Consider the following 24,746-nt stretch of genomic DNA (forward strand, 5'->3'; position numbering starts at 1 on the left):
TGCACCTTCTTGAGTTTGTTGGTGAGGATGAATGGCTCATCAACGGCCCCCCCAGAACTTCACGCTATCACCCGTGCGCTTTACGCTGGCGCGGTCGATCAGCAACTGCCGTTGAGTCCCTGTGCCGCTGATAACCCGCCAGTCTGCGCGTGGCGTGTGGGCGCAGGCGTCGATAAATCCGGTGTTCTGCTTGAGATTGGCGATCACGACTGGCGTCAGGTCACGCATCACGGTAAAGCGCGTGGGCTGGCCGTTGGCGGCCAAGGTACCTGGGGATTCCAGGAACAGCAGGCTGGCTTCCGGTGAGGCGCACGATGCGCGGACCTGTGCGATGTCCGGCACGCTGGAGCCTTTGCGCGGTGTTACCTGAACCTGGTAGCTGAGTTTGTCGCCATCGCGCAGGATCGAATCGGCCAGTGGGGGTTGCTTGAGCACTTCGCCAAACGCCGGCTCGGCCTTGGCCCCGCCCCTCATGGCTTGAAGGCTGCAACCACTGAGCAAGCCGAGGCCGATGACAACCACGATGCGTTTCATGGGGGTTCCTTGCGGATAAAGGGTTTCATGATGATCAACGGTTTTCGGCTGAACCCTGTGCTTCTTGAGGGCGGCGTACTGGTTAGAACTGGTACGCCGCGCCGGCGCCGGCATAGCCTCTTGTTCTGCCGAGTTCCTTGCAGCAGGTCGGAACAGGAAGCTTCCTACGCTAATCATCGACCCAGGATGCCTGAGTCGCGGGTTTCGTGGTGCTAGGTTTTCGGTCCCTGCATTAACTGAAGAAAGAAGAATAAATATGCGCAACCTTATCGTGCGGCTGCTGGTGTTGGTGGGAATGTCTTTGAGTATGGGCGGTTGCGGTACGGTGACCACGGTTTTGCGTGGTGATGGCGTCACCGTGAGGGAACTTAAGGAGAAGAAAACCTATTGCCAGACTGTCCCGCGTGTCTACAGCGGCGTGGCTTATGACCTGTGTGTCCTGCATGGGCCGCCGAATTCCGCAGGTGGGTTTTCGTTGAACGGGATTCCCTGGGCCGTCCTGGATGTGCCGGTCTCCGGTGTGCTCGATACGCTTATCTTGCCCTACACGGTCTACCTGCAAAGTGTTGACGGCAGTGTTGAGCTTCGCTAACCCGTCCAGCTAACAGCTTCCCATCACTTTTAAGCTATAATCCCGCCCTTTAGCTGTTTCCTGCCCAGGCGGGAAGCACACTTTTTTCAGGCGCAACCCGCCTGCATGCAGACTAAAAGAGGCTAGACCCCTGTGGCATTGACGATTCTTGGCCTGTCCGGCGCCCTTAGCCATGATCCTTCCGCAGCCTTGTATATCGACGGCAAGCTGATCGCGGCCGCCGAAGAAGAGCGCTTCGTACGCGACAAACATGCAAAGAACCGCATGCCCTACGAGTCGGCGAAGTTCTGCCTGGAACAGGCCGGCATCAAGCCTTCCGACGTTGATGTGGTGGCGATCCCGTTCGCCCCGATCAGCCTGTTCGGCGAGGCGCGCTGGCACTACGCCAAGCGTTACTGGTACGCCCCGGACCGCGCACTCGACGCGATCCTGATGGGCAACCGTCGCTACAAGCGCTATCGCAACAAGATCGTCTGGTGCCTGGAGCAACTGGGCTTCGATCCGAAGAAAATCAAGATCGAACCGGTTGAGCACCACCTGGCCCACGCTTCCAGCGCCTACCACTGCTCCGGCTTCCAGGAGAAGACTGCGATCCTCGGGATCGACGGCAAGGGTGAGTACGCCACCACGTTCTTCGGCTACGGCGAGAACGGCAAGATCCACAAGATCAAGGAATTCTACGATCCGGACTCCCTCGGCGGCCTGTACGGCGCGATCACCGAGTTCCTCGGTTTCGAGATGCTCGACGGCGAGTTCAAGGTCATGGGCATGGCGCCGTACGGCGACGCCAGCAAGTACGACTTCTCGCGCCTGGCCTCGTTTGAAAATGGCGAACTGGTGATCAACACCGACTACGCCAACGTCATCGGCCTGCGCCGTTATAAAGAGAAGGGCAAGGGCTTCTACTTCTCGCCGAAACTGATCGAGTGGCTGGGTCCCAAGCGCGAAGGCGACATCGCTGACGAGCCTTACATCCACTACGCCGCCAGCATGCAGGCGCTGTTTGAAAAGCTGGCCTTGCAGATGATCGACCATTACCTGGGCGACATCCTCAAGGACACCGGCAAGCTGGCCTTCGCCGGCGGCTGTGCGCTGAACGTCAAGCTGAACCAGAAGATCATTGCCCGTGACGACGTGAAAGAGCTGTTCGTGCAGCCGGCGTCCGGCGATGCCGGCACCGCTGTCGGTGCCGCCGCTTACGTTTCCCACGCCCGTGGTGTACCGGTAGAGAAGATGGAACACGTCTACCTCGGCCCGTCCTACAGCAACGAAGACGTGATCGCCGCGTGCGCCAAGCACGAGAGCAAGCCGAACTGGCGCAAGATCGAGAACATGCCTGCGCGCATCGCCAAGATCATGGTCGACGGCAACCCGGTGGCCTGGTTCCAGGGCCGCATGGAGTTTGGCCCGCGCGCCCTGGGCGGTCGTTCGATCATCGGTTGCCCAAGCGCGACCGGCGTGGCTGACCGCATCAACCATCAGATCAAGTTCCGCGAGCGCTGGAGGCCTTTCTGCCCGTCGATGCTCGACACCGTGGCCCCGCAGATGATCAAGGTCGATCACCCGGCGCCGTTCATGACCTTCACCTTTGAAGTGTCGGAAGAGTGGAAGACCCGCGTGCCGGAAGTGGTCCATGAAGATGGCACCTCCCGCGCCCAGGTGCTCAAGCGCGAATACAACCCGCGCTACTACGACATGATGAAAGAGCTGGAAGTACTGACCGGCAACGGCGTGTCCCTGAACACCTCGCTCAACCGTCGTGGCGAAGCGATGATCTGCTCGCCGACCGACGCGCTGAACATGTTCTTCGGCTCCGACCTGCAGCACCTGATCATGGAAGACATCCTGGTCGTCAAAGACGGCGTGGACCCTTATGACGCGCTCGGCTGAACGCCACGTCCTGCAGTTCTGCCATGGCTATGACGGGCCGTTCCTGGACTGCGCGCGGCAGTACGCCAGTTTGTTCGCAGGCTCCGGCTACAAGGTGACCACGGTGTTTCTCACCGGGGTCGCCGACCCGCAAGTGGCCGCCGGTTGTGCATCCGATGAAGTGTTGTTCATGGAATTCAGCTCCAAGGCCATTCGTGGCCTGAAGCTGGGGGCCATCCGTGAACTGCGCAAGATCGCCGCGTCGCGCAACTTCAGATTTTGTATCGCCCACCGTTTCAAGCCGATCTACATCGCCTTGCTCGGCACACGGCTGCCGGTGATTGGCGTGCACCACGCCTTTGGTGATTACCAGCGCCGCAGCCGCAAGCTGTTTGCCGGGATCTTTCGCAGGCGCTTGAGCCTGTTGGGGGTTTCCGACGCTGTGCGTGATGACATGCGCCACTGCCTGCCGACCTGGCCGGCGGCACGCATCCAGACGTTGTACAACCGCATCGACGTTGACGCCTTGCAGGCCACTCAGGTGCCTGTGCAGGAGGCACGCGATGCGTTGGGGCTGTCGCCGGACGAATGGGTGGTCGGCAATGTCGGCCGCCTGCACCCGGACAAAGACCAAGCCACGTTGCTCAAGGGCTTTGCCTTGGCGCTGGCGCACTTGCCGGTGGAGAGCCGCCTGGCCATCCTCGGCAGCGGGCGCCTGGAACAAGACCTCAAGGAACTCGCGCGGGAGCTGGGCATTGCCGACAAGGTACTGTTCCTCGGCCAGGTGCCGGATGCGCGTCGGTACTTCCGGGCATTCGATGTGTTTGCCCTGAGCTCCGATCACGAACCCTTTGGCATGGTGCTGCTGGAAGCCATGGCGGCCGGCGTACCGTTGCTGGCTACGGCCTGTGGCGGCGCGAAGGAAGTGGTCGAGGGCGTGGGTATCCTGTTTCCCTTCGGCGATGCCGAACACCTTGCCCAGGGGCTGCGGCACCTGGCAGCGATGGATCAACACCAGCAACGGCAGTGCGCCGAGATGATGCTGGAGCGCCTGCGCGAGCGTTTCTCGGATCAGGCGGTACGCGATACCTTCTGGCAATTGCCGCACGTTATTGAACTGACCGCGGGGGCTTGATGCTCAATCGATTCCAAGGCTGGCGCGAGCGCGGCTGGTCCGTCGTCGACGCGCCGGTCTACAGCGATGCCTGGCAACGTTTTGGCGGCAGTGTCGCGACCCACCCACAAGTGATCGAACGTTTGGCCGGGCTGGCCGACATCCCGGTGCGTTACCTGGCCTGGGCACCGGATGGCGAGCTTCAGGCGTGCATTGCGACCTGGGGGCGCGACCTGGCCTTGTCCAAGGACGTGCTCAAGCAGCGCGGCAAAAAAGGCCTGTTCGACCTGGGTAACGCCGAGTTGATCCTGCCCGCCGCGCCTCAAGCCCAGGCGCCCTTGCGGCACCGCGCACGTTACTTGTCGGCCCTGAATGAAGGCCGTTTCAGCGGCCTCAAGCCCCAGGCCGAACAATTGGCCATGGCCCGCACCCCGGAAGAACTGTCGAAGAAGTTCCGCTACAACCAGCGCCGCGAGCTGCGTTTGCTCGAAGAGGCCGGAGGTGTGGTGCGGCCGGTGAGCGAGTTTTCCAGCGAGGAACTGGCCGCGATCTACTGCGATCTGTTCCTGCGTCGCTGGGGCTTTGTCGCCACGGGCGCCGAACGTATGGCCGAGGTGATCGAGCTGTTGCGCGAATGGCTGATCGGCTCGGTGATTTTCCTCAATGACGCGCCCATCGCTATCCAGTTGGTGTATCGGGTCGAGTCGCCGGAGTGGATCAGCGTGGAGTACGTCAATGGCGGCGTCGACCCTGAAACCCGTGCGTTCAGTCCGGGCAGCGTCCTGAGCTTCCTCAATACCCAGAGCGCCTGGGAACAGGCGCGTGAAGTCGGCAAGCCGCTGCGGTTCTCCTTCGGGCGCGCCGACCGCGAGTACAAGGACCGTTGGTGCAACCCTGTGCCGGTGCTGACCGTATGAGCCGCAAACAGCAATTGCTCAAGCGTCATCGGCGCAATAAACGGGTCGGCCTGCTGATTGGCCTGCTGTTGCTGGTGGTGATTGGTATCTGGGGGGCCTGGTGGTTGCCGCTGGTGCTTGGTGTGCTGGCCTGGGTCGCCCATGAGGCATGGTTCGCCGACCATCTGTTTTATGCGCCCAACGAAGACTACCAATACCGTTTTTCGGCGGATGCCGAGGTGGCTCGAGTCCGCTTCGAAGGTAACCGGCTGCGGGTGGATTCGCCGCTGCAAGCCGAGGCGACGCTGGTGTTGGCTATCCAGGTCAAGAGCGGTTGGCTGGGGCGTTTTCTCGACCCTGTGGTTGAGATTTCGGCTGGCGACAACACGGACCGGCAGGCCTTCGAGCGTGGGGTGAACGGTGTCCGTTATCTGAACCTCAGTGGCTGGGCCCCGGCCCTGATGTCTGGTGAGCTGCGTTTGCGCGGGCGCTTTTGCGCCGTGCAGGGCGCCCCTCGGCTGTGGGCCTGGGGCACGCCGGACTATTCGACACAGCGGGTCATGGTCATCGCGCCTCATGCCGACGATGCCGAATTAGCTGCCTTCGGCCTTTACAGTCAGGCCGACAAGCCGTGGATCGTGACCCTCACCGCCGGTGAAATCGAAGCCGAGCACTATCAGCACATGGGCTTGGATCCGGTCGAGGCCTCGCGGATCAAAGGGCGCCTGCGCGCCTGGGACAGCATTGCGGTGCCGCTTTGGGCCGGTGTGCCACAGGCGCACTGCGTACAGCTGGGTTACTTCTGCCTGCAATTGCCGGCGATGCGCGCTACACCGGATCAGCCTGTGGCTTCGCGCGAAGCTGAGCTGTCGGACATTCGCCTGTTTCGCCAATTCAACCCTTTCCCGCTGCCGGCGGATGCCGATGGTCTGCCGACCTGGCAGAACCTGCTCGCCGATCTGCGTCAGTTACTGCTGACCGCGCGCCCTGAAGTGATCGTCTTGCCGCATCCGGTCCTGGATCCCCATCCGGACCACATCTGCGCGCAGCAGGCGGTGATCGAGGCCTTGCAAGGCTTGGAATGGCAGCCGAGCACCGTGCTCGGTTACGCCAACCACCTGCATGACAACGACCGCTGGCCCATGGGTGACGCGGGCGCCGGTATTGCCCTGCCGCCGCTGTTCGATGACTCGTTGGAACTGTGGCCGTGCAGCCTGCCGCTGTCGCAGGCCCTGCAGCGCGACAAAGCCATGGCGCTGGGCATGATGCATGACTTGCAACCTTCACCGCCGTTCAAGCGCCGTGTGCGGCGCTGGCTGCAGCGGGCCTTGGCGGGTCGGGCGCGGTCGCCTTATGGTGAGAACGAGTTTTTCCGCAAGGCCGTGCGACGGCATGAGTTGTTCTGGCGTTTGTGAAAGGAAAGGTCATGAAAGTTTTGTTTCTGGTACAGAAAGAACAGCGCGCGATTCTGGATCGCCTGTACGAAGGCATCGCCGAGCACTGCGAGTGTGATACCCGCTGGCTGAGCAGCGCTGATCAGCGCAACCTGCGCGGGTACTTCAAGCGCGAAGTCGACGTGACCCGTTATGACCGCATCGTGTTCTTCCTGCGGTTCAAGCAGGAAATTCGCCAGGCCGGGTTTATCCGCACGATCCCGAACCTGGTGATCCTCGAGCACGATGCCTACCAGAATTACATTCCATGCAAATACACCGGCAAGTTCAGCGCGCATTACCGCCGCTTGCCGTGGGCGCGGGTGATCAGCTCGGGCCATATGGTGACCGAGCGCCTGCGTGCGGAAGGCTTTGATGCGGTGTTCGTGCCCAAGGGCTACGATCAGGCACTGTTACGGACCCAGGGGCTCGAGCGCGACATTGAGCTGGCATTTGTCGGCAGCACCAACAGCGTGGCCTACAGTGGTCGCAAGGCGTTGCTCGATGAGTTGGCCCGCGTTGAGCCGTTGGTGGTCACGCGTACCAAGTCGGGTGAGGAATACTGCGCTACCCTCAACCGGATTCGTTTTTTCGTCAGTGCCGATGTGGGCATGGGCGAGTACATGATCAAGAACTTCGAGGCCATGGCCTGTGGTTGCGTGCTGCTGGCGTTTGACCAAGGCGCTGCGGAGAACGAAGCCCTTGGCTTCAAGGACATGGTCAATGTGGTGTTCTACAAAGACATTCCCCAGTTGCAGGAAAAGCTCGCCTTATTGCGATCAAATCCGCAGCTGGCGGCAGAAATTGCGCAAAACGGGCAGGACCTCGCCGTCAGCCAGTTCAGCTTTGCGCGCATCGGCCAGCGCATTGTCGAGGTACTCAAGCCGCCGCTGCGGCCCCGAGCGCCGTTGAGTTTGCTGGAAAGGTTGCGCTTGAAACTGGGCGTTTGATATATGCCGGCTGGCCCTGAATAGTGGCTATATGATATTATCGAGGCTCGAATGCAATTTTCCGCTCAAAGCGACATAACGCTCGTCGTGACCAGTTGCGGTCGCTTCGATTTGTTGAAGCGCACGCTCGCGAGCTTCGATCTGTTCAATACAGCGCAGATCCGCGAAGTCTTCATTACCGAAGACGCTGGCGATGACGCGGTACGCCTGGCGATTCCTGAGCACTGGCTCAGTCATTGCACGTTCTTGATCAACCGCCCGAAGCTGGGGCAATTGGCATCCATCGATTTGGCCTACGGGTCGGTCAAGACCCCGTACATATTCCATTGCGAAGATGACTGGGCGTTTTATCGACCCGGTTTTGTCGAGGATTCGAAGACGGTGCTGGAGCAGCGTCCCGATATTCTCCAAGTCTGGTTGCGCAATTACGTTTATGACTTGCAGATACACAGCCCCTATATCCATCTAGGGCCGCGCGAGGTGATTGGCGGGGTGCCTTGTTATCCTTTGCTATCCGATAAGCCTGAGTGGCAAGGGTTCTCGTTGAACCCGGGCCTGCGGCGTATCAAAGAGTACTGGTTATGTGCGCCCTATGCCGGGTTCGAGGGCGAGAAGGGGCTTTCCAGGCGTTACGCGCAGTTGAACATGGCCGCCGTTACCCTGGAAGGTGATGCGGTCTTGCACACCGGTTTCGGTTTGCATGTGGCGACGGCGGAAGAGCGCTTGACCAAGGCACGGCGCAAGCGGCGAGAGCGGATCAAGCTGGTACTCATGCTGATCCTGGGGGTCGGCATCGGCTGGTTGATTCACCCGTAAATACGACGAGCCACACCAACGCCGCAATAAGGTTTTTTCGATGAGTATTCTCAACATCATGTGGGCTGGTGGCTCTGCATTTGCTTCGGTGCAGAAGGTTCATCAGCAAATCTTGTCCCATGTCGACAGCGACGTACCGGTGCACACCTGGTTGCTTCAGGGCAGTGCGGTCGGTAGCGATGGCCTGGTCGAACGGGCCGTCGAGTGGAACCTCTCATCTGCCAGGCTCAAGGGGCGGCACCTGTGGAAGTGCCTGATGCCCTGGATGCGCGCGCGCTTCAAGAAGGCCCTGCCTGAGGACGTGCAGGTTGTGCTGCTTGATGGCATCGGTGTCGCGCGGGTGCTTTTGCCGATGCTCAAACACCTGCCGCAGGTGCGCGCCGTGGTGATTTTTCATGGTGTCACGCGCTTGCGCAAAGCTGATCAGAAGCTCTTCGAGCAGCTCCCAGCGTCGCAACTGACGCTGGCGGCCGTGTCGCAAACCCTCGCCAGCTCCCTTGAGCGTTACCTGCAACGGCCCGTGGCGGTGTTGCGCAGTGCCTTCGACCCTGCTGTTTTTCGTGCCGCAGCGCTTTCCCGTGAGCAGGCTCGATCGCGCCTGGGACTGCCGTTGGACGGCTCGCCGGCAGTGGGTGCGGTAGGTCGACTGGTAGACGGCAAGGGGTTTGGCTGTTTGCTGGAGGCCTTCGCCAGTGCGACGGCCGATCAGCCGCATGCACGCCTGGTGATCATCGGCGAGGGGCCTGCGCGGCCCAGACTTGAGGCGCATATCGAGGCGCTTGGCTTGCGCGAGAAGGTGTCCCTGCCGGGGCATCTTCCGGAGGCGGCGACTCTATATCGGGCGTTTGACTGGGTCGCCATTCCGTCGACGGAAGAGGGCTTGGGGTTGATCCTGCAAGAGGCGGTGATGGCCGGCGTGCCCGTACTGACCAGCGAGCTGGCGGTGTTTCGCGAACAGCTGGGTGATGCCGGCTGGTACGCGCCCGCAGACAGCGCCGCGTCCTGGAGCCAGCTGCTGACGCGCGCGTTCGTGAGTTCCGGCGAACAGGTTGTCGAGGCTCAGTCGCGGGCGTTGGCGCCGGAGCAAGCCTGGAACGATTTCACTGAAACCACCCGGCGGCTGTTCTCATGCCGCTAGCAGCGCTTGCTCCAGTGCCTGCATTGGAAAGCGTTCGTTCAGCTTCTCGCGCGCAATATAGCGCGCGAAGTGTTGCAGGTTGCGCCTTGCCAGTTCCGGGTTCAAAGGCGCGCGCAGGAAGCGCATGTCGGCCACGTCGATCAGGCCCATTTCATTGTCCGGTGTCACGACAATATTGCCCAGGTGCAACGAACGGAAGTAGATACCCGCGCCATGCAGGCGGCGAATAAGGGCTACCAGCGGGCCGAGGTTCGTGTGCCAGTCAAAACCTTCACGGTTGGAAATCTGGCGCAGCGTTTCGCCCGGCAAAGGACGGTAGAGTACGGCGGTCATGCCGGGCGCCGTCAGTTGAAAGAACGCGAGCACGGTCATGGTCGGGATGCCGCGCTGTTGCAACTGCGCCACATTGTCGATGAAGCGCTTGGAGTACGGGCGAAACAGCGCGGACGAAAGCAGGCGCTTGCGGCGAAACAGTTTGAGGATATTCCCGTCGGTCAGCAGGTAGACTTTGGGGCCATAGCTGTCCTGTTCCAGGATTTTGGCACCTTCAATCATCGCGGTTAAATCGGCTTGGGAAAGCCTTGAACATTGCATTGTCGGAAAGCCTTGTGGGAGTCGCGGGCACAGTGATCGGTAATAATGCCGAAAGTTTTGGGTTTTAACCATGCCGGGTTGGCGGGTTGAACGTATTCAGGAGCGGGTGATGCAAGCAAGTCGTTGGGCGCAGGTATGGATGATTTTCGGGTTACTTTGGTTTTTGTTGGCTATTGCCTTCGCGCCAACCAACAAGATTTATCAACAGGGTTTGACACTGTTCCTGTGGTTGCCGGCCATGGTGTTTGCCTGGTCGGCGCGTGAGCGTCTCATGGAAGTCTGGCGCGAACAGCGCTGGATTTGCCTGATGGTTGGGTTGCTGGCAGCTTGGGGGGCGATCAGCCTGTCGTGGACCAATGCCCAGGACCCTTCGCGCGAAGCCAAGCGTCTGCTGTACATCGGCGTGTTCCTGTTGTTTTTCCCCGTACTCGCCTGTGGCCGGACCGAGCAGGTGATCCGTGTGATGCAATGGGGCGGTTTCGGCCTGGCCCTGTCTTCGCTCCTGGCGATCATCAAATTCTATGGCTTTGAGCATAACGCCTGGTATGCGCGCCTCGAAGGCTTGGGCCAGTTGAGTCATCCGATCCTGGGCGCCTATGTGATTGGCCTGGCGGCCGTCTGGTTGTTGCACTGGCTGCCGCGTGGTCGCTGGATGCAGGTGGCATGGGCAGTGTCCATCGCATTGCTTGGGCTGTTCGTGGTGCTGAGTCAAAGCCGCGGCGCCGCATTGGCATTGCTGCTGACGGTTGTAGCCATGCCGGCCTGGTGCCGTGACCGCCGTACTGCCGTCATCGCTATTGGGGCGGTCGTGGCTGCGCTGGCTGTGTTCTTTGCCATGCAATCGCTGATGTTGTCGCGGGGTGTTTCTTACCGACCACAGATATTCATGGCAGCCATGCAGATGATTGCTGAGCGCCCGTGGACCGGCCTGGGCCTGGGCGGGGATTACAAGGTCTTTGCCGACAACCTCTATTTCGATCACGCCCACAACCTGTTCTCCCACGTGGCGATCGAATTGGGCCTGCCGGGCCTGCTGCTATGGTGCGGCCTGTGGTTCGGTGTGCTGTGGCAAGCCTGGAAGGCCCGCGACACCCTCTACGGCAAGGGCATCATCGGCATGTGGGTGTTTTCGTTCCTGGCCATGCAGTTCGACGCCGCCAGCCTGACCGGCACGCCGCGGGCCGAGTGGTTTATCTCCTGGCTGCCGATTGCGCTGGCCAGTGTTTTGGTCTGGGCTCGGGCCAAACCCGACGCGTGTGATAAAGTTCGCGTCCTACCCAATCAGTGAGCTCGACACATGAGTGACGCACCGCCCAAAGCGGACCAGGAATCCAGCCTGAAAATTTATTTCCGGCTGCTGGGCTATGTGAAACCGTACCTCGGCATGTTCCTGCTGAGTATCGTGGGCTTCGTGATCTTTGCTTCGACCCAGCCAATGCTCGCCGGGATTCTCAAGTATTTCGTCGATGGCTTGAGCAACCCCGATGTGGTGTTCCTGCCCAAGATCCCGTTGTTCAAGGACCTGAAGCTGCTGATGGCCGTGCCGCTGCTGATCATCCTGATCGCCGCGTGGCAGGGGCTGGGGTCTTTCCTGGGCAACTACTACCTGGCCAAGGTTTCCCTGGGGTTGGTGCATGACCTGCGGGTCCAGCTGTTCAACAAGCTGTTGGTGTTGCCTAACCGCTATTTTGATACCCACAACTCCGGGCACCTGATTTCCCGTATCACCTTCAACGTGACCATGGTCACCGGTGCTGCCACGGACGCAATCAAGGTCGTGATTCGCGAAGGCCTGACGGTGGTGTTCCTGTTCGGCTACCTGCTGTGGATGAACTGGAAGCTGACCTTGGTAATGCTGGCAATCCTGCCGCTGATCGCAATCATGGTCGGCAGCACCAGCAAGAAATTCCGCAAGCAGAGCAAGAAGATCCAGGTTGCAATGGGCGACGTGACCCACGTCGCCTCCGAGACCATCCAGGGCTACCGCGTGGTGCGCAGCTTCGGTGGCGAAGGCTACGAGGAGCGTCGCTTTGCCGCCGCCAGCCAGGGCAACACCGACAAGCAGCTGCGCATGAACAAGACCGGTGCGGTCTATACGCCGATGCTGCAACTGGTGATCTACACGGCCATGGCCGCGTTGATGTTCCTGGTGCTGCTGTTGCGCGGTGAAGCCACGGCGGGTGACCTGGTGGCCTACATTACCGCGGCGGGCCTGCTGCCCAAGCCGATTCGCCAGCTGTCGGAAGTCAGCTCGACGATCCAGAAAGGCGTGGCCGGTGCCGAGAGCATCTTCGAGCAACTGGATGAAGAACCTGAAGTCGACCTGGGCACTGTGGAGCGCGATCGCGTCAGCGGTCGCCTCGACGTGCGCAACCTGAGCTTCACCTACCCCGGCGCGGAGCGTGAGGTGCTCAAGAACATCAGCTTCAGCGCAGCGCCTGGGCAGATGATCGCCCTGGTCGGGCGTTCGGGCAGCGGCAAGTCGACCCTGGCCAGCCTGATCCCGCGTTTCTACCATCACGAAACCGGGGAAATCCTGCTGGACGAGGTCGAGATCGAGGACTATCGCTTGCGTAACCTGCGTCGGCATGTGGCCCAGGTGACCCAGCATGTGACCTTGTTCAACGACACCGTGGCCAACAACATCGCCTACGGTGACCTGGCCGATGCGCCGCGTGCCGACATCGAGAAAGCCGCCGCCGACGCCTACGCCATGGACTTCATTGCGGAACTGCCAAAAGGCCTGGACACCGAAGTCGGTGAAAACGGCGTGTTGCTTTCCGGTGGTCAACGCCAGCGTCTGGCGATTGCCCGGGCCCTGCTGAAAAATGCCCCGCTGCTGATTCTGGATGAGGCGACTTCGGCGCTGGATACCGAATCCGAGCGGCACATCCAGGCTGCACTGGACAAGGTCATGAAGGGCCGCACCACCCTGGTGATTGCGCACCGCTTGTCCACCATCGAGAAAGCCGACCTGATTCTGGTGATGGACCACGGTGAAATTGTCGAACGTGGTACGCATGTCGAACTGCTGGCCAAGGGCGGTTATTACTCGCGCCTGCACGCCATGGGGCTGGACGAGCCGGCGACGGCGAACATCACCTGACAAGCCGGGGCACGCAATGCGCCCCGGTGTTTGTATCAGGCCCGTTACAGGGCTTGACCAAAGCCAAATAATCCACCGCCTATCGTTTGTTATGTTGGCCTTCTCGATTCGAATGACGAACGAGAGGGCTAACCTTCTTGCGTGGGTATTGGAATGTTGCAACGTCTGTTGTGGAAACTGCTTCCCAAACACCAGAGGGTGTTTCTGCTGGGGCGTTTGTCGGTGGTGGATCGCCAGGCGGTGAACAAATCCCTGTCTGGGGTGGCAACGCTTAACCCGGCCTTCGAGCGACACCAATGCGTGTTTATCCATGTGCCCAAATGCGCCGGCAGCAGTGTGTGCTCGGCACTTCTCGAGGGGCGCTGGCCGGGGCATTTGCCGTATTACTGGTATGAGCAGCAATTTCCCCAACACTGCGAGCGCAGCTTCAAGTTTGCCTTCGTACGTGACCCGCTGGAGCGCGCCTACTCGGCCTACACCTACTTGCGCGGCAACCCTATGGGCGCTCGCGACCTGCAAGCCCAGGCGCTGGTTTCCAGCTTCCGTGACTTCGACCATTTCATTGCCGGCTGGCTGCACCCGGACAACCTGCGACGCCAATTGCACTTTGCTCCGCAGACCGACTTCCTGGTCGATCACATGGGCCAAATGGCCATGGACTTCCTCGGGCGCCAGGAGTCTTTGCAGCAAGACTTCCAGCACCTGTGTGAACGCCTCGGCGTGGACTCATCCCTGCCACATCTGAATGTTTCACTGGGGCGTCGCAACGAGCCGGTCAGGGACTTTTGCAACTCGCGTACGCGGCGCCTGGTCAGGCGTGCCTATCAACGTGATTACGAGGTGTTGGGTTATGAGTAGCCAGTTGCTTGCCGGCGGTTGCGCTGCCGTCCGTCCCTTTGGCCTATCGTTGTCGGCGGCGGCACGGGCGGCGCTCAAGCACCAGCAGCCGTGCTGCCTATGGCTGACGGGGCTGTCCGGGTCCGGCAAGTCGACCCTGGCCAATGCCTTGGAAGTACATCTCAACGAGCAGGGGCGGCACACCTTCGTGCTTGATGGCGATAATTTGCGTACGGGCCTGTGCAATGACCTGGGCATGAGCGATACGGCGCGCAAAGAAAATATCCGGCGTATCGGCGAAGTGGCGCGGCTGATGGTGGACGCAGGATTGATTGTGATTGTTTCGGCGATCTCGCCATTCAGCGTCGATCGGGCGACCGCCAGGGCACTGTTCGGACCGGGACAATTCTTTGAGGTTTATATCAGCACACCCTTTGACGTGTGTGCCCGGCGTGACCCCAAGGGTTTGTACCGCGCGGCGCTGGATGGGCGCATCAAGGCTTTCACCGGGTTGGACAGCCCCTATGAGGCGCCGCTTGCGGCCGACTGCGAGATCAATACCGATGAGGTCGAGCTGGCTGCCGCCGTGGAGCAGATCCTGGCGGTTTTGTTTAAAAAGTGATCAGTTTATGTGCCTGATGCATCGCGGATAAAGCTCTCGAACTAGGCGGCGCTCACCCTGTGCTAATATCGCGCCCCTGTTCATTTTGTATGTGGGTTGCTCCATGAAGTTGTCCATGCCGCGATTCGATCAAGCCCCTGTCTTGGTGGTCGGCGATGTCATGCTCGACCGTTACTGGCATGGCGGTACCTCACGGATTTCCCCTGAGGCGCCGGTACCGGTAGTCAAGGTCGAGCAAATCGAAGACCGTCCAGGTGGCGCTGCCAACGTTGCCCTCAATATTGCCGCACTCGGCGCCCCGGCCTCCCTGGTTGGGGTGACCGGTGACGACGAAGCCGCCGACAGCCTGGCCAACAGCCTGCGCGGTGCCGGCGTACGCGCGCAGTTCCAGCGCATTGCCCACCAGCCGACCATCGTCAAGCTGCGGGTAATGAGCCGTCACCAGCAATTGCTGCGTATCGATTTCGAAGAACCTTTCGCCACCGACGCCCTGGCCCTCAGTGGCCAGGTCGACGCGCTGCTTGAAGGTATCAAGGTGCTGGTGTTGTCCGACTACGGCAAAGGCGCCCTGAAGAACCACCAGGAGCTGATCCAGGCCGCCAAGGCGCGAAACATCCCGGTACTGGCCGATCCCAAGGGCAAGGACTTCTCGATTTATCGAGGCGCCAGCCTGATCACGCCGAACCTCAGCGAGTTCGAAGCCATCGTCGGCGGTTGCGCCGATGAGCACGAACTGGTGAGCAAAGGCGCGGCACTCATGGCCGACCTTGACCTGGGCGCCTTGCTGGTGACCCGTGGCGAGCACGGCATGACCCTGCTGCGTCCCGGTCACCCGGCGATGCACCTGCCGGCGCGTGCCCGTGAAGTGTTCGACGTCACCGGCGCCGGTGACACCGTGATTTCCACCCTGGCTGCCTCCATTGCGGCCGGCGAAGAACTGCCCCACGCCGTGGCCCTGGCCAACCTGGCGGCGGGCATTGTGGTCGGCAAGCTGGGCACGGCCGCGATCAGCGCGCCTGAACTGCGTCGCGCGATCCAGCGCTCCGAAGGTTCGGAACGTGGTGTCCTGAGCATCGAGCAATTGCTGCTGGCGATTGACGATGCCCGTGCCCACAACGAAAGCATTGTGTTCACCAATGGCTGTTTCGACATCCTGCACGCCGGCCATGTGACCTACCTGGAGCAGGCTCGCGCCCAAGGTGATCGCCTGATCGTCGCGGTCAACGATGACGCTTCGGTCAGCCGCCTGAAAGGCCCGGGCCGTCCGATCAACAGTGTCGACCGGCGCATGGCGGTACTGGCGGGGTTGGGCGCGGTGGACTGGGTGATCAGCTTCCCTGAAGCGACCCCGGAGAACCTGCTGGCCCAGGTCAAGCCGGACGTGCTGGTCAAGGGCGGCGACTACTCCGTCGACCAGGTGGTCGGTGCCGATATCGTCAGCGCCTACGGCGGTAAGGTCAAAGTGCTGGGCCTGGTTGAGAACAGCTCGACCACCGCCATTGTCGAGAAGATCCGCAACAATGAGTAAGGCTGATCCGTTGGTCCTGATCACCGGTGGCGCGGGCTTTATTGGCTCGCACCTGGTCGATGCACTGCTTGCCAAGGGCTACGCAGTGCGTGTGCTGGATAACCTGTCCACAGGCAAGCGCAGCAACCTGCCGCTGGACAACCCGCGCGTCGAGCTGCTCGAGGGCGATGTCGCCGATGCGGGTCTGGTGGCGCGTGCCGCTGTCGGCGCGACGGCGGTGGTGCACCTGGCAGCGGTGGCTTCCGTGCAGGCTTCGGTGGATGACCCGGTCAGTACGCACCAGAGCAATTTCGTCGGCACCCTGAATGTCTGCGAAGCCATGCGCAAGGCCGGTGTGAAGCGTGTGGTATTCGCCTCCAGTGCGGCGGTGTATGGCAACAACGGCGAGGGCGCTTCGATTGACGAAGAGACCACCAAGGCGCCGTTGACGCCCTATGCGTCCGACAAGTTGGCCGGCGAGCATTACTTCGACTTCTACCGTCGCCAACATGGCCTGGAACCGGTGATTTTCCGCTTCTTCAATATCTTCGGCCCGCGCCAGGATCCGTCATCGCCGTATTCCGGTGTGATCAGTATCTTCTGCGAGCGTGCACAACAGGGTAGGCCGATTGCCGTATTCGGCGATGGCGAGCAGACCCGCGACTTCATGTATGTGGAAGACCTGGTGGACGTGCTGGTGCAGGCCATCGAAGCCCCGGAGCCGCCTTTGGGTGCGATCAACGTCGGCTGGAACCGCACTACTACCCTCAAGCAGGTGCTGCAGGCACTGGAAGAGGCAATTGGTACGTTGCCCGCCGTGACTTACGGGCCGGCACGCTCGGGAGACATTCGGCATTCGCGGGCGAATAACCAGCGTTTGCTGGCCAGCTTCAAGTTGCCTGAGCCGACCCCATTGGCGGTTGGCCTGGCGCGGTTGCTCAAAGGCTGACTGTTCACCTGTAGGAGCGAGCTTGCTCGCGAAGCTCGTCAACGATAACGCGGGTATCCTGATTTAAAGCGGTGCCCTTGCGTTTTTCGCGAGCAAGCTCGCTCCTACAGTCATCGAAGCCAGCCCTTAGCGGCTGGCTTTTTTCTTGGGCACGATCTTGCGTAGCATTTGTTTGGCCTTGCCGGTCAGGCGCTTGAGTTTCGACTCTTTCTCAGGCTCTGCCAGGCCTTGCTGCCTCAGCCAATCCTTCCAGCGAATGCGCTCATCCCGCACCAGCCAGCCCTCCTGCCGGGCGAAGCTTTCCGCCAGGTACAGGCCCCGTGTACTGGCCGGATACAGTTGGTCTTTTTTTACGGTGTACAGCTCGGGAAGGGGCTGGCCGTCCTTGAGCGGCATCAGGTACAGGTCTGGACGCTTGCGGTCCAGGCGCGCGACCAACTGATCGCCTTCCAGTCGCTCATCCACGTGAAACAGGCTCAGGGATTTAGCCTCCTTCGGCACTTCCAGACGCAGGTCATAAATCAGTTGCAGCGACGCGGTCGGCAGATGCACGTAGGCCCGCGGGCGCTCGATCAGTTGGGTAGTCGAGCAACGTACCGGGCGCGCGGCGCCAGACAAAGGGCTCAAGCGAAACGGCAAGGCTTCGCGGTAATGCAGCGCGGCGGAGTAGGGGGCCGGCAGCCACGTGTCGTTGAAGCGCCCGCTGAGCCAGCCTTCAGGGGTTTCCAGCAGGCATTCTTCGGCAATTTCCTGGATGGCGGTGTGCAGCGGCAGGTTCAATTCGTTTGCCGGGACGTAGCCGGAGATCAGCTTGAGCACCACATCGCCACGGTCTTGGCGACGCTGGCGCACCAACACCCAGTAATCCTTGTTTTGCCAGTGCAGGGTCAGGCGCACCGAGACGCCGAGGTTGGCCAGTTCCAGGGCGAAGCGTTCGGCGTCCGGCACGTCTACCGGCTTGCGCCGTTGCAGGGTCTGGGCGAAATTGAGCGGCATGCCCACGCTCTGGTAACTCAGGCCTTCTGGCGTGGCTTCGACGTGCAGCGGCAGTGTTTTGAAGTTGCTGGGGTTTTTTCTTATGAGCGTTCGCGGCATGTCGGCTCCTTCTTGCGACGGGGTCGGCCGCGTCGGCGGCATCAGAGTTGACGAATGACCTTGGCAGCGGTCGCCACGTTGTGGGCCAGGTGCAGCGGATTAATGGTCCCGACAATAGCACTGGCGACGCCCGTTTGCGCAAACAACAGCATGAAACTGGCGTGTATTGGATCCATTCCCGGTTCCAGGCACACATGGCCGCTGGCCAGCGCCTTTTTGACCAGGATGCCCTTGCCATGGGCCGCCGCATAATCAATGACGGCTTTTTCCGCCTGTTCGTTCAGATTGTAGGTGACCATCGCGCAATCACCTTGTTCCAGAGCCTTCACGCCACCTTCGATGGTTTTGCCGGAGAAGCCGAAACCGCGAATTTTGCCCTCTTGCTTCAACTGCGCCAGGGTCTGGTAAACCTCACAGTCGTTGAGGATGTGCAGGTCGTTGCCATCGGAGTGCACCAGCACCAGATCGATAAAATCCGTTTCAAGTCGTTTCAAGCTGCGCTCAATGGACATGCGCGTGTGGGCGGCACTGAAATCGTGCCGGGACACACCATTTTCGAACTCCTCGCCGACTTTGCTGACGATCACCCAATCTTTGCGCTGCCCGCGCAACAGCGGCCCCAGGCGTTCTTCGCTACGGCCATAGGCCGGTGCGGTATCGATCAGGTTGATGCCCAACTGGCGGGCCTGGCGCAGCAACATCCGGGCTTCATCGTCATCCGGAATCTGGAAGCCGTTGGGGTATTTCACGCCCTGGTCGCGGCCCAGCTTGACGGTGCCCAGGCCGAGTGGCGAGACCAGCAGGCCGGTGCTGCCCAAGGGGCGGTGCAGGTCGTGCAAGGTCGGCAGGCTCATGGCAACAGTTGCTCCCAGGCCGGTACGCCGATGGCGGGTTTTGGCAGGTCGGGCAGAGGCTCCGATACGCTGGGGCGGATGCCGTCGCGTTCGAGGCTGTTGATCACTCGGTCGGCGAAGTCTGGCGCTAAAGCCAGCTTGGTCGGCCAACCCACCAGCAGGCGGCCGTCTTCGGCGACGAAGGCGTTGTCAGGCCGGCTCAGGCCCGATTGCAATGGCTCGGCACGCTCGACGCGCAGTGTCGCCCACTGGGTCTGGCTCATATCGATCCAGGGCAGCAATTGGGCCAGCTCTTTCTGGGCGGTGGCGATCTGTTCTTCCGGCGTACGTGCCACGCCGTCGGCCTCGGCAATGTCACCGCCCATGTACCAAACCCAATTGCCGTCGGCGGCGGGATGGGTGGTGACGGTGAGGCGTGGCTTGGTACCGCCGCCCAGGCAGTGCGCGTACAGCGGCTTCAGGCCCGGGCCTTTGGCGATGATCATGTGCAGGGGGCGTTTTTGCATGGCCGGCTGGCTCAGGCCGAGGGCGGCCAGCAGCTCAGCGGTACCGCCGCCGGCGCTCAAGACGATGCGCTGGGCGCGGATTTCGCGGCCATCGACCTTCAAGCCCACCAGGCTGTCACCTTCGCGCAGCGGTTCGATATGTTGCCCGGCGAGCAACCCATCACCGGCCAACCGTGCCAGGCGTTCGATCACGCTAGGGACGTCCACCACCAGTTCTGCCAGGCGATAGACCTTGCCCTTGAAGCGACGGTCTTGCAGGGCAGGCGGGAGATCGTCGCCCTTGACCTGGTCGACACGGCCGCGCACGGCCTTGCTGGCGAAAAAGCTGGTGAGGTTGCCGGCGATCGTGCCAGGGGACCACAGGTAATGGGCCTGTGAGAGCACGCGTACGCCGGACAAGTCCAGTTCGCCGTCGCCGGCCAGGGCTTCACGCCAGCGGCGCGGCATGTCTGCAATGGCTTCGGAGGCGCCGGTAAGGGCGCCGTGCAGCGCATATTTCGCACCGCCGTGAATGATCCCCTGGGATTTCACGCTTTGCCCGCCACCCAGCGTGGCACTTTCCACCACAACCGTGGAAAAACCCTGGCGGCGCAGGCGCGCATTCAGCCAGAGGCCGGCAACCCCGGCGCCGACAATCAACACGTCGGTGGAAATAGGCATGCGCGCGAGACCTCGTGGATAGAAAAGGGAGCCCAGTATAGCGCGCAGCGACAAGTTATCGGCTGCAAGCGGCAAGTTAGAAGCGATTCGCGGCGCTCTTTCTTGCCGCTTGTAGCTCGCAACTTACTGCTGCTTTTAATGCCCTGCGGTTTTCGAGAACAGCTGGATGACCACCACGCCCAGCACAATCAGGCCCATCCCCAGCATGGCCGGGACGTCCAGTTTCTGCCCATAGATGAACAGCGCGGCAATGCTCACCATTACGATGCCCATCCCGGCCCATACTGCGTAGGCCACGCCGACCGGCACGGTACGCACCACCAGTGTCAGCATCCAGAACGCCACGCCGTAGCCGACGATCACCAGCAACAGCGGGATTGGGGTGCTCCAGCCCTTGATGGCCTTCATGGAAACGGTGGCGATCACTTCCGAGCAGATGGCAATGGCCAGGTAGCAGTAAGCGGCGTTCATGGGTGAGTCCTCGGTGTAAAGCAATCTGATAAGGCCGGCATTCTAGAGTTTTATCAGATGGGGTAAAGTCATTACCTATCCGAAATAAAGATGGGTTAAGCCATGAGCGTGCAGTGGAATCTGGAGCAGATGCGCCTGTTTGTCAGCGTCGCCGAGCAGCGTTCGTTTTCGGCGGTGGCGCGGGGGCAGCGCAAGGCGCAGTCGGCGGTCAGCAACGGCATTGCCATGCTGGAAGCAGACCTCGGCGTGAGCCTGTTTGAGCGCAGCAGTGGCCGCCAGCCGCGTCTGACCGAGGCCGGCGCGGTGTTGCTCGAAGAGGCCAGGGAAGTGTTGCGTCAATGCGAGCGCCTCAATGGGCGTGCACTGTCGTTGATGCGCGGTGAAGAAGCCCGCCTGCGCCTGGCCCAGGACGAGGCAATGCTGTACCAGCCGGTACTCGACAGCCTCGATGCCCTGGCTGGGAAGTTTCCGAACCTGGAAGTGCAGCTTTCGAGCGCTGCCCAAGGCGATGTTGCCCGCAAGCTGGTAGAGCGCAAGGCTGACCTGGGCATGCTGTTTTATCACGACCAGATCCCCGAGGCGCTGGAGCGGCGGGTGGTCGGCAGTGTCGAGATGGTCACCGTCTGCGGGCGCAATCACCCTTTGGCCACGCAGAATTTCGTGGATTGCCAGCGCCTGGCGCAATTTCGCCAGTTGCTGATGTCGACCCAAACCAGTGTTTACCCCGGCAGCGAGGCCGCCAGCCCGCAGGTGTGGCGAGCCGACAGCTTCTATGTGCTGGCCGAATGGCTGATCCGTGGCCTGGGCTGGGCTTGGTTGCCCCGGCACGTGGTGCAGTACCCCGCCTATCAAAACCACATGGTCGAACTCGACAGCGAATGGACCCCGCCGGCCCTGGTGGTTGAGTTGGTGTGGCGCCGTGACGAACCGCTGGGCCCGGCTGCGCGCTTTCTTGCCGAACGTTTTACCGAGTGCCTGCGGGCGATCGACTGAAAAAGCCGATAAACTCCGCCGCCATGAATAGAACTCTCTACAGCTGTCTGTTTTACCTGGCGCTGCCGTTGGTGGCCTTACGTCTATGGTTGCGCGCACGCAAGGCACCGGCCTATGCCCAGCGCGTCGGCGAGCGGTTTTCCTATGGCTTGCCGGTGATGCGACCGGGCGGGATCTGGGTGCACGCCGTGTCGGTGGGCGAAAGCATTGCCGCTGCGCCGATGATTCGCGGCTTGCTGGAGCGTTATCAACAACTGCCGATCACCGTCACCTGCATGACGCCCACCGGTTCCGAGCGCATCCAGGCGTTGTTCGCCAACGAGCCGCGCATCCAGCACTGTTACCTGCCTTACGATTTGCCCTGTGCGGCCAAGCGTTTTCTTGATCGTGTACAGCCCAGGCTGGCGGTGATCATGGAGACCGAGTTGTGGCCCAACCATATTCACGCCTGTGCCCAGCGCGGTATTCCGGTGGCCTTGGCCAATGCGCGGCTGTCGGCGCGTTCGGCCAAGGGCTATGCGCGTTTCGCCAAACTGACGGGGCCGATGCTGGCGCAAATGAGCCTGTTCGCGGTACAGACCGAAACCGAGGCCCAGCGTTTCCTGAGCCTGGGCGCGCGCCCGGAAACCGTCGAGGTCACCGGCTCGATCAAGTTCGACCTGACCATCGACCCCGAGGTGCCGCTGCGCGCCGCCGCCCTGCGCGAGCAATGGGGCGCTTCTGAACGTCCGGTATGGATCGCCGCCAGTACCCACGAAGGCGAAGATGAAGTAGTGCTTGCGGCCCACCGGCAACTGCTCGAAAGCTACCCCAATGCGCTGCTGATTCTGGTGCCGCGTCATCAAGAGCGCTTCGGCCCGATGTTCGAGTTGTGCGCGCAACAAGGGTTTACCACGGTGCGTCGCTCAAGCGGTGAGCCCGTTACCACGCAAACTTCGGTACTGCTCGGCGATACCATGGGCGAGCTGCTGTTTCTCTATGCCCTGGCCGACAGCGCTTTTGTCGGCGGCAGCCTGGTGGCGACCGGTGGGCATAACCCGCTGGAACCGGCCGCGCTGGCCAAGCCTGTGATGATGGGCCCTCACGTGTTCAACTTCCTCGAAATCACCGCGATGATGCGCGAAGCGGGTGCGTTGCGAGAGGTGGAGGACGCAGAAGGGTTGGCCGAGGCGGTCCGGCAGCTATTCGAGCTGCCGCAGGATGCACGCAGGATGGCGCAGGCGGGGCTCAAGGTGATGCAGGCCAATCAGGGGGCGCTGAAGCGTCTGCTGGATGGGTTGGGCCGATTGATTTCTCACTGACCCGACACCGATCCAAATGTGGGAGGGGGCTTGCCCCTTCCCACATTGGTTTTAGGGTGTGTTCAGTAGCCTGGGCGGGCTTTGAGTTGCTCGGCGGCGGCCTTGGCCAGGTCCGGCGGCAGGAAGTCGCGATCCGGGTTGTAGTCGGCCTTGAGGTAGCGCGTCAGGTCTTGCAGATCCCCTGGGTTCAAGGTGCCCGCCGCCTGCTTCAAGCGCAGGTTATCGAGGATGTAGTCGTAGCGACTGTTGTTGTAGTTGCGCACCGACGAGTACAGCTGGCGCTGTGAATCCAGCACGTCGACGATGTTGCGGGTACCCACCTGGTAGCCGATTTCGGTGGCTTCCACCGCGCTCTGGTTGGAGATGATCGACTGGCGGCGCGCCTGTACCTGTTCCACATCGGTGTTCACCGCACGGTGCAGGTTGCGCGTGTTCTCCACCACCTGGCGACGCAGGCCTTCGCGTTGCTGCTCGGTCTGGCCCAGGCGCGAGTACGACTCACGCACTTGCGAACTGGTCAGCCCGCCGCTGTAGAGGGGGATATTCAGGCGCAAACCGACGGTGCGCTGCTCCACGTCGCCCCGGTAGGGCGTGCCAAAGGCATTCGGGTTGCTGAAGCCAAGGGCGTCGTTGTCACCTTTTTCGTACTGCGCCACGGCGTCCAGGGTGGGGGCGTGGCCGGCCTTGCGCTGCTTGAGGGTTTCCTCGGCGGCAGTCACGGCGTAGTTGCTGGCCAGCAGGTTCAGGTTCTGGCGGCCGGCCGTCTCGACCCAGGCCTTGGCGTCGTTGGGCAGCGGCGGCAACACCGGCAGCGTGTGGACAATGCCCTGGATCGAGTTGTACTGGCGGTTGGTCAGGGTAATCAGCGCTTCGAACGCATCATCCACCTGGCGTTGCGCGACGATCCGGTTAGCCCGTGCAGTGTCATAGCTGGCCTGGGATTGCAGCACATCGGTCTTGTCCGACAGGCCCACGTCGAAGCGCTCGTTGGATTGATCCAGCTGGCGCTTGAACGCATTTTCCTCGGCCTTGGTCGAGGCCAGGTTGTCCTGGGCGCGCAGCACGGCGAAGTAGCTTTCGGCGCTTTGCAGGATCAGGTTCTGTTCAGTGGCCGAAAGTTGCAGCGCCGCCTGTTCGTTGGTGGCCTCGGCGGCTTGCAGTTGGAACCAGCGATCGGCGCGGAACAGCGGCTGGCTCAGGGTCGCGCGCCAGGAGTGGGCGTCGCGGTTGGCAGTGGCCGCCGGCGTGTCGATCTGGGTGCGCACGTTATTGATGTCGGCACCGCCCGACAGGTTCGGCAGCAAGCCGGCGCGAGCCTGGGGCACGACTTCTTTCTGCGCGCCGTATTGGGCGCGGGCGGCCGCCAGGTCGGCGTTGTTATCCACTGCTTCCTGATAGACGCTGACCAGGTCAGTTTTTGCGGACAAGGGCGCTTCAGCTGCCCAGACCATTCCGTTGGTCGCACAAGACACGGCGAGAGCCAGTGAAAGTTTGCGCAGCATGAGGCGATCCCTAGTGTGAATATTATGGTGATAATTTAGCGCTCAAGGCTACGGTTGGCCAATCCTGGCGTCAAGCAGTGAGGCGGCTCCCGAGTGTAGTAGCGCGGCAACGGCGCAACAATCCCGCAATCACGCCATTCATCACGCTGAATGCACCGCTATTGGCAATTTGCCCACGGCATGGTCTAGACTGGCCTCGTTCTTGTCGGGGTGCCTTGTTGGAAGGCTGAGATCGGTAAATACCGGATCCCGTTGAACCTGATCAGGTTAACGCCTGCGTAGGGAACAAGATTTCTCGTCACCCGGCGAGTCCTCTTGTGCTTCGTCCGGGATGTTGTTCGACAATCGAACAGCTCTTGTGCGCCAAGCACAGCACTGGTTTCAGTGCGTCCATCCGTCACAGGTTC

The 24,746-nt window shown here is 61.4% G+C and carries 23 protein-coding genes and 1 riboswitch; of the genes, 16 read left to right on the forward strand and 7 right to left on the reverse strand.

Going from position 1 to position 24,746, the window contains the following annotated elements:
* Positions 1–39: 39 nt before the first annotated feature.
* Positions 40–534, reverse strand: coding sequence for a hypothetical protein (locus FIV39_RS33270; RefSeq protein ID WP_261384505.1), 495 nt, complete (start codon positions 532–534; stop codon positions 40–42).
* Between the two features lie 256 nt (positions 535–790).
* Between FIV39_RS33270 and FIV39_RS05700 the strand changes: the two genes are divergently transcribed.
* From FIV39_RS05700 to FIV39_RS05735, 8 genes are all read left to right on the forward strand, one after another.
* Positions 791–1,126: a YceK/YidQ family lipoprotein gene (locus FIV39_RS05700; protein WP_090400904.1), complete on the forward strand. Its 336-nt coding sequence runs from the start codon at positions 791–793 to the stop codon at positions 1,124–1,126.
* 132 nt (positions 1,127–1,258) lie between these two features.
* A complete protein-coding gene (locus FIV39_RS05705; RefSeq protein ID WP_146371487.1) occupies positions 1,259–3,016 on the forward strand; it encodes a carbamoyltransferase family protein in 1,758 nt (585 codons plus the stop codon).
* On the forward strand, positions 3,000–4,130 hold the full coding sequence (locus tag FIV39_RS05710) for a glycosyltransferase (RefSeq protein ID WP_090400903.1): 1,131 nt from the start codon (positions 3,000–3,002) through the stop codon (positions 4,128–4,130). Before FIV39_RS05705 ends, FIV39_RS05710 begins: the two co-directional genes overlap by 17 nt.
* Complete coding sequence (locus FIV39_RS05715; protein ID WP_090400902.1) at positions 4,130–5,026, forward strand: antimicrobial resistance protein Mig-14; 897 nt, start codon at positions 4,130–4,132, stop codon at positions 5,024–5,026. The genes FIV39_RS05710 and FIV39_RS05715 overlap by 1 nt, the downstream gene beginning before the upstream one ends.
* Positions 5,023–6,420, forward strand: a complete 1,398-nt coding sequence (locus FIV39_RS05720) for a PIG-L deacetylase family protein (RefSeq protein WP_090400901.1) — start codon at positions 5,023–5,025, stop codon at positions 6,418–6,420. The genes FIV39_RS05715 and FIV39_RS05720 overlap by 4 nt, the downstream gene beginning before the upstream one ends.
* An 11-nt stretch (positions 6,421–6,431) precedes the next feature.
* Positions 6,432–7,388, forward strand: coding sequence for a glycosyltransferase family protein (locus FIV39_RS05725; protein ID WP_090400900.1), 957 nt, complete (start codon positions 6,432–6,434; stop codon positions 7,386–7,388).
* 51 nt (positions 7,389–7,439) lie between these two features.
* Positions 7,440–8,204, forward strand: a complete 765-nt coding sequence (locus FIV39_RS05730) for a hypothetical protein (protein ID WP_090400899.1) — start codon at positions 7,440–7,442, stop codon at positions 8,202–8,204.
* A gap of 40 nt (positions 8,205–8,244) precedes the next feature.
* Positions 8,245–9,342 carry a glycosyltransferase gene (locus FIV39_RS05735; protein WP_090400898.1) on the forward strand — a complete coding sequence of 366 codons (1,098 nt, stop codon included), beginning with the start codon at positions 8,245–8,247 and terminating at the stop codon, positions 9,340–9,342.
* Here FIV39_RS05735 and FIV39_RS05740 read toward each other — a convergent pair.
* Positions 9,331–9,897, reverse strand: a complete 567-nt coding sequence (locus FIV39_RS05740) for a BUD32 family EKC/KEOPS complex subunit (protein WP_186731505.1) — start codon at positions 9,895–9,897, stop codon at positions 9,331–9,333. The two genes, FIV39_RS05735 and FIV39_RS05740, sit on opposite strands and share 12 nt — an antisense overlap.
* Before the next feature lie 148 nt (positions 9,898–10,045).
* Here FIV39_RS05740 and FIV39_RS05745 point away from each other — a divergent pair, with 148 nt between their 5' ends.
* The 6 genes from FIV39_RS05745 (at position 10,046) to FIV39_RS05770 (ending at position 16,957) form a co-directional block, all read left to right on the forward strand.
* On the forward strand, positions 10,046–11,224 hold the full coding sequence (locus FIV39_RS05745) for an O-antigen ligase family protein (protein WP_090400896.1): 1,179 nt from the start codon (positions 10,046–10,048) through the stop codon (positions 11,222–11,224).
* A gap of 9 nt (positions 11,225–11,233) precedes the next feature.
* Entirely contained in the window at positions 11,234–13,042 is a 1,809-nt protein-coding gene (msbA, locus tag FIV39_RS05750) for a lipid A export permease/ATP-binding protein MsbA (RefSeq protein ID WP_090400895.1), read from the forward strand.
* Between the two features lie 153 nt (positions 13,043–13,195).
* Entirely contained in the window at positions 13,196–13,900 is a 705-nt protein-coding gene (locus tag FIV39_RS05755) for a sulfotransferase family 2 domain-containing protein (protein WP_090400894.1), read from the forward strand.
* The gene (gene cysC, locus FIV39_RS05760) at positions 13,893–14,501 is read left to right on the forward strand and encodes an adenylyl-sulfate kinase (RefSeq protein ID WP_090400893.1); all 609 of its coding nucleotides are present in this window, start codon (positions 13,893–13,895) and stop codon (positions 14,499–14,501) included. Before FIV39_RS05755 ends, cysC begins: the two co-directional genes overlap by 8 nt.
* Positions 14,502–14,604: 103 nt before the next feature.
* On the forward strand, positions 14,605–16,029 hold the full coding sequence (gene hldE / locus FIV39_RS05765) for a bifunctional D-glycero-beta-D-manno-heptose-7-phosphate kinase/D-glycero-beta-D-manno-heptose 1-phosphate adenylyltransferase HldE (RefSeq protein WP_090400892.1): 1,425 nt from the start codon (positions 14,605–14,607) through the stop codon (positions 16,027–16,029).
* On the forward strand, positions 16,022–16,957 hold the full coding sequence (locus tag FIV39_RS05770; RefSeq protein WP_090400891.1) for an NAD-dependent epimerase/dehydratase family protein: 936 nt from the start codon (positions 16,022–16,024) through the stop codon (positions 16,955–16,957). Before hldE ends, FIV39_RS05770 begins: the two co-directional genes overlap by 8 nt.
* 126 nt (positions 16,958–17,083) lie before the next feature.
* On the opposite strand, the gene FIV39_RS05775 is transcribed toward FIV39_RS05770, so the two are convergent.
* The 4 genes from FIV39_RS05775 to FIV39_RS05790 form a co-directional block, all read right to left on the reverse strand.
* Positions 17,084–18,052 (reverse strand): metal ABC transporter ATPase, encoded by a 969-nt coding sequence (locus FIV39_RS05775; protein ID WP_090400890.1) that lies wholly within the window; start codon positions 18,050–18,052, stop codon positions 17,084–17,086.
* Between the two features lie 41 nt (positions 18,053–18,093).
* Positions 18,094–18,906: an aldo/keto reductase gene (locus tag FIV39_RS05780; RefSeq protein ID WP_090400889.1), complete on the reverse strand. Its 813-nt coding sequence runs from the start codon at positions 18,904–18,906 to the stop codon at positions 18,094–18,096.
* Positions 18,903–20,072, reverse strand: a complete 1,170-nt coding sequence (locus FIV39_RS05785; protein ID WP_090400888.1) for an NAD(P)/FAD-dependent oxidoreductase — start codon at positions 20,070–20,072, stop codon at positions 18,903–18,905. Before FIV39_RS05785 ends, FIV39_RS05780 begins: the two co-directional genes overlap by 4 nt.
* A gap of 135 nt (positions 20,073–20,207) precedes the next feature.
* Positions 20,208–20,543, reverse strand: a complete 336-nt coding sequence (locus FIV39_RS05790) for a DMT family transporter (protein WP_027604927.1) — start codon at positions 20,541–20,543, stop codon at positions 20,208–20,210.
* 102 nt (positions 20,544–20,645) lie between these two features.
* Between FIV39_RS05790 and FIV39_RS05795 the strand changes: the two genes are divergently transcribed.
* Entirely contained in the window at positions 20,646–21,536 is an 891-nt protein-coding gene (locus FIV39_RS05795; protein WP_090400887.1) for a LysR family transcriptional regulator, read from the forward strand.
* 23 nt (positions 21,537–21,559) lie between these two features.
* A complete protein-coding gene (gene waaA / locus FIV39_RS05800) occupies positions 21,560–22,837 on the forward strand; it encodes a lipid IV(A) 3-deoxy-D-manno-octulosonic acid transferase (protein WP_090400886.1) in 1,278 nt (425 codons plus the stop codon).
* 62 nt (positions 22,838–22,899) lie between these two features.
* Here the strand turns inward: waaA and FIV39_RS05805 are convergent, their stop codons facing one another.
* Positions 22,900–24,339, reverse strand: coding sequence for a TolC family outer membrane protein (locus FIV39_RS05805; protein ID WP_090400885.1), 1,440 nt, complete (start codon positions 24,337–24,339; stop codon positions 22,900–22,902).
* Between the two features lie 196 nt (positions 24,340–24,535).
* A riboswitch (TPP riboswitch) is annotated at positions 24,536–24,641 on the forward strand.
* Positions 24,642–24,746 lie beyond the last annotated feature (105 nt).

The sequence above is a fragment of the Pseudomonas grimontii genome (assembly GCF_007858185.1).
Lineage (GTDB): Bacteria > Pseudomonadota > Gammaproteobacteria > Pseudomonadales > Pseudomonadaceae > Aquipseudomonas > Aquipseudomonas grimontii.

What these genes read in the sequence shown, in the direction of transcription:
- FIV39_RS05725 (WP_090400900.1), top strand. Translation starts at nt 6,432, where the DNA reads ATGAAAGTTTTGTTTCTGGTACAGAAAGAACAGCGCGCGATTCTGGAT.
- FIV39_RS05715 (WP_090400902.1), top strand. Translation starts at nt 4,130, where the DNA reads ATGCTCAATCGATTCCAAGGCTGGCGCGAGCGCGGCTGGTCCGTCGTC.
- cysC (WP_090400893.1), top strand. Translation starts at nt 13,893, where the DNA reads ATGAGTAGCCAGTTGCTTGCCGGCGGTTGCGCTGCCGTCCGTCCCTTT.
- FIV39_RS05735 (WP_090400898.1), top strand. Translation starts at nt 8,245, where the DNA reads ATGAGTATTCTCAACATCATGTGGGCTGGTGGCTCTGCATTTGCTTCG.
- FIV39_RS05785 (WP_090400888.1), bottom strand. Translation starts at nt 20,072, where the DNA reads ATGCCTATTTCCACCGACGTGTTGATTGTCGGCGCCGGGGTTGCCGGC.
- msbA (WP_090400895.1), top strand. Translation starts at nt 11,234, where the DNA reads ATGAGTGACGCACCGCCCAAAGCGGACCAGGAATCCAGCCTGAAAATT.
- FIV39_RS05805 (WP_090400885.1), bottom strand. Translation starts at nt 24,339, where the DNA reads ATGCTGCGCAAACTTTCACTGGCTCTCGCCGTGTCTTGTGCGACCAAC.
- FIV39_RS05710 (WP_090400903.1), top strand. Translation starts at nt 3,000, where the DNA reads ATGACGCGCTCGGCTGAACGCCACGTCCTGCAGTTCTGCCATGGCTAT.
- FIV39_RS05770 (WP_090400891.1), top strand. Translation starts at nt 16,022, where the DNA reads ATGAGTAAGGCTGATCCGTTGGTCCTGATCACCGGTGGCGCGGGCTTT.
- FIV39_RS05775 (WP_090400890.1), bottom strand. Translation starts at nt 18,052, where the DNA reads ATGCCGCGAACGCTCATAAGAAAAAACCCCAGCAACTTCAAAACACTG.
- FIV39_RS05755 (WP_090400894.1), top strand. Translation starts at nt 13,196, where the DNA reads ATGTTGCAACGTCTGTTGTGGAAACTGCTTCCCAAACACCAGAGGGTG.
- FIV39_RS05700 (WP_090400904.1), top strand. Translation starts at nt 791, where the DNA reads ATGCGCAACCTTATCGTGCGGCTGCTGGTGTTGGTGGGAATGTCTTTG.
- FIV39_RS05795 (WP_090400887.1), top strand. Translation starts at nt 20,646, where the DNA reads ATGAGCGTGCAGTGGAATCTGGAGCAGATGCGCCTGTTTGTCAGCGTC.
- FIV39_RS05780 (WP_090400889.1), bottom strand. Translation starts at nt 18,906, where the DNA reads ATGAGCCTGCCGACCTTGCACGACCTGCACCGCCCCTTGGGCAGCACC.
- FIV39_RS05720 (WP_090400901.1), top strand. Translation starts at nt 5,023, where the DNA reads ATGAGCCGCAAACAGCAATTGCTCAAGCGTCATCGGCGCAATAAACGG.
- waaA (WP_090400886.1), top strand. Translation starts at nt 21,560, where the DNA reads ATGAATAGAACTCTCTACAGCTGTCTGTTTTACCTGGCGCTGCCGTTG.
- FIV39_RS33270 (WP_261384505.1), bottom strand. Translation starts at nt 534, where the DNA reads ATGAAACGCATCGTGGTTGTCATCGGCCTCGGCTTGCTCAGTGGTTGC.
- FIV39_RS05740 (WP_186731505.1), bottom strand. Translation starts at nt 9,897, where the DNA reads ATGATTGAAGGTGCCAAAATCCTGGAACAGGACAGCTATGGCCCCAAA.
- FIV39_RS05790 (WP_027604927.1), bottom strand. Translation starts at nt 20,543, where the DNA reads ATGAACGCCGCTTACTGCTACCTGGCCATTGCCATCTGCTCGGAAGTG.
- FIV39_RS05730 (WP_090400899.1), top strand. Translation starts at nt 7,440, where the DNA reads ATGCAATTTTCCGCTCAAAGCGACATAACGCTCGTCGTGACCAGTTGC.
- hldE (WP_090400892.1), top strand. Translation starts at nt 14,605, where the DNA reads ATGAAGTTGTCCATGCCGCGATTCGATCAAGCCCCTGTCTTGGTGGTC.
- FIV39_RS05745 (WP_090400896.1), top strand. Translation starts at nt 10,046, where the DNA reads ATGCAAGCAAGTCGTTGGGCGCAGGTATGGATGATTTTCGGGTTACTT.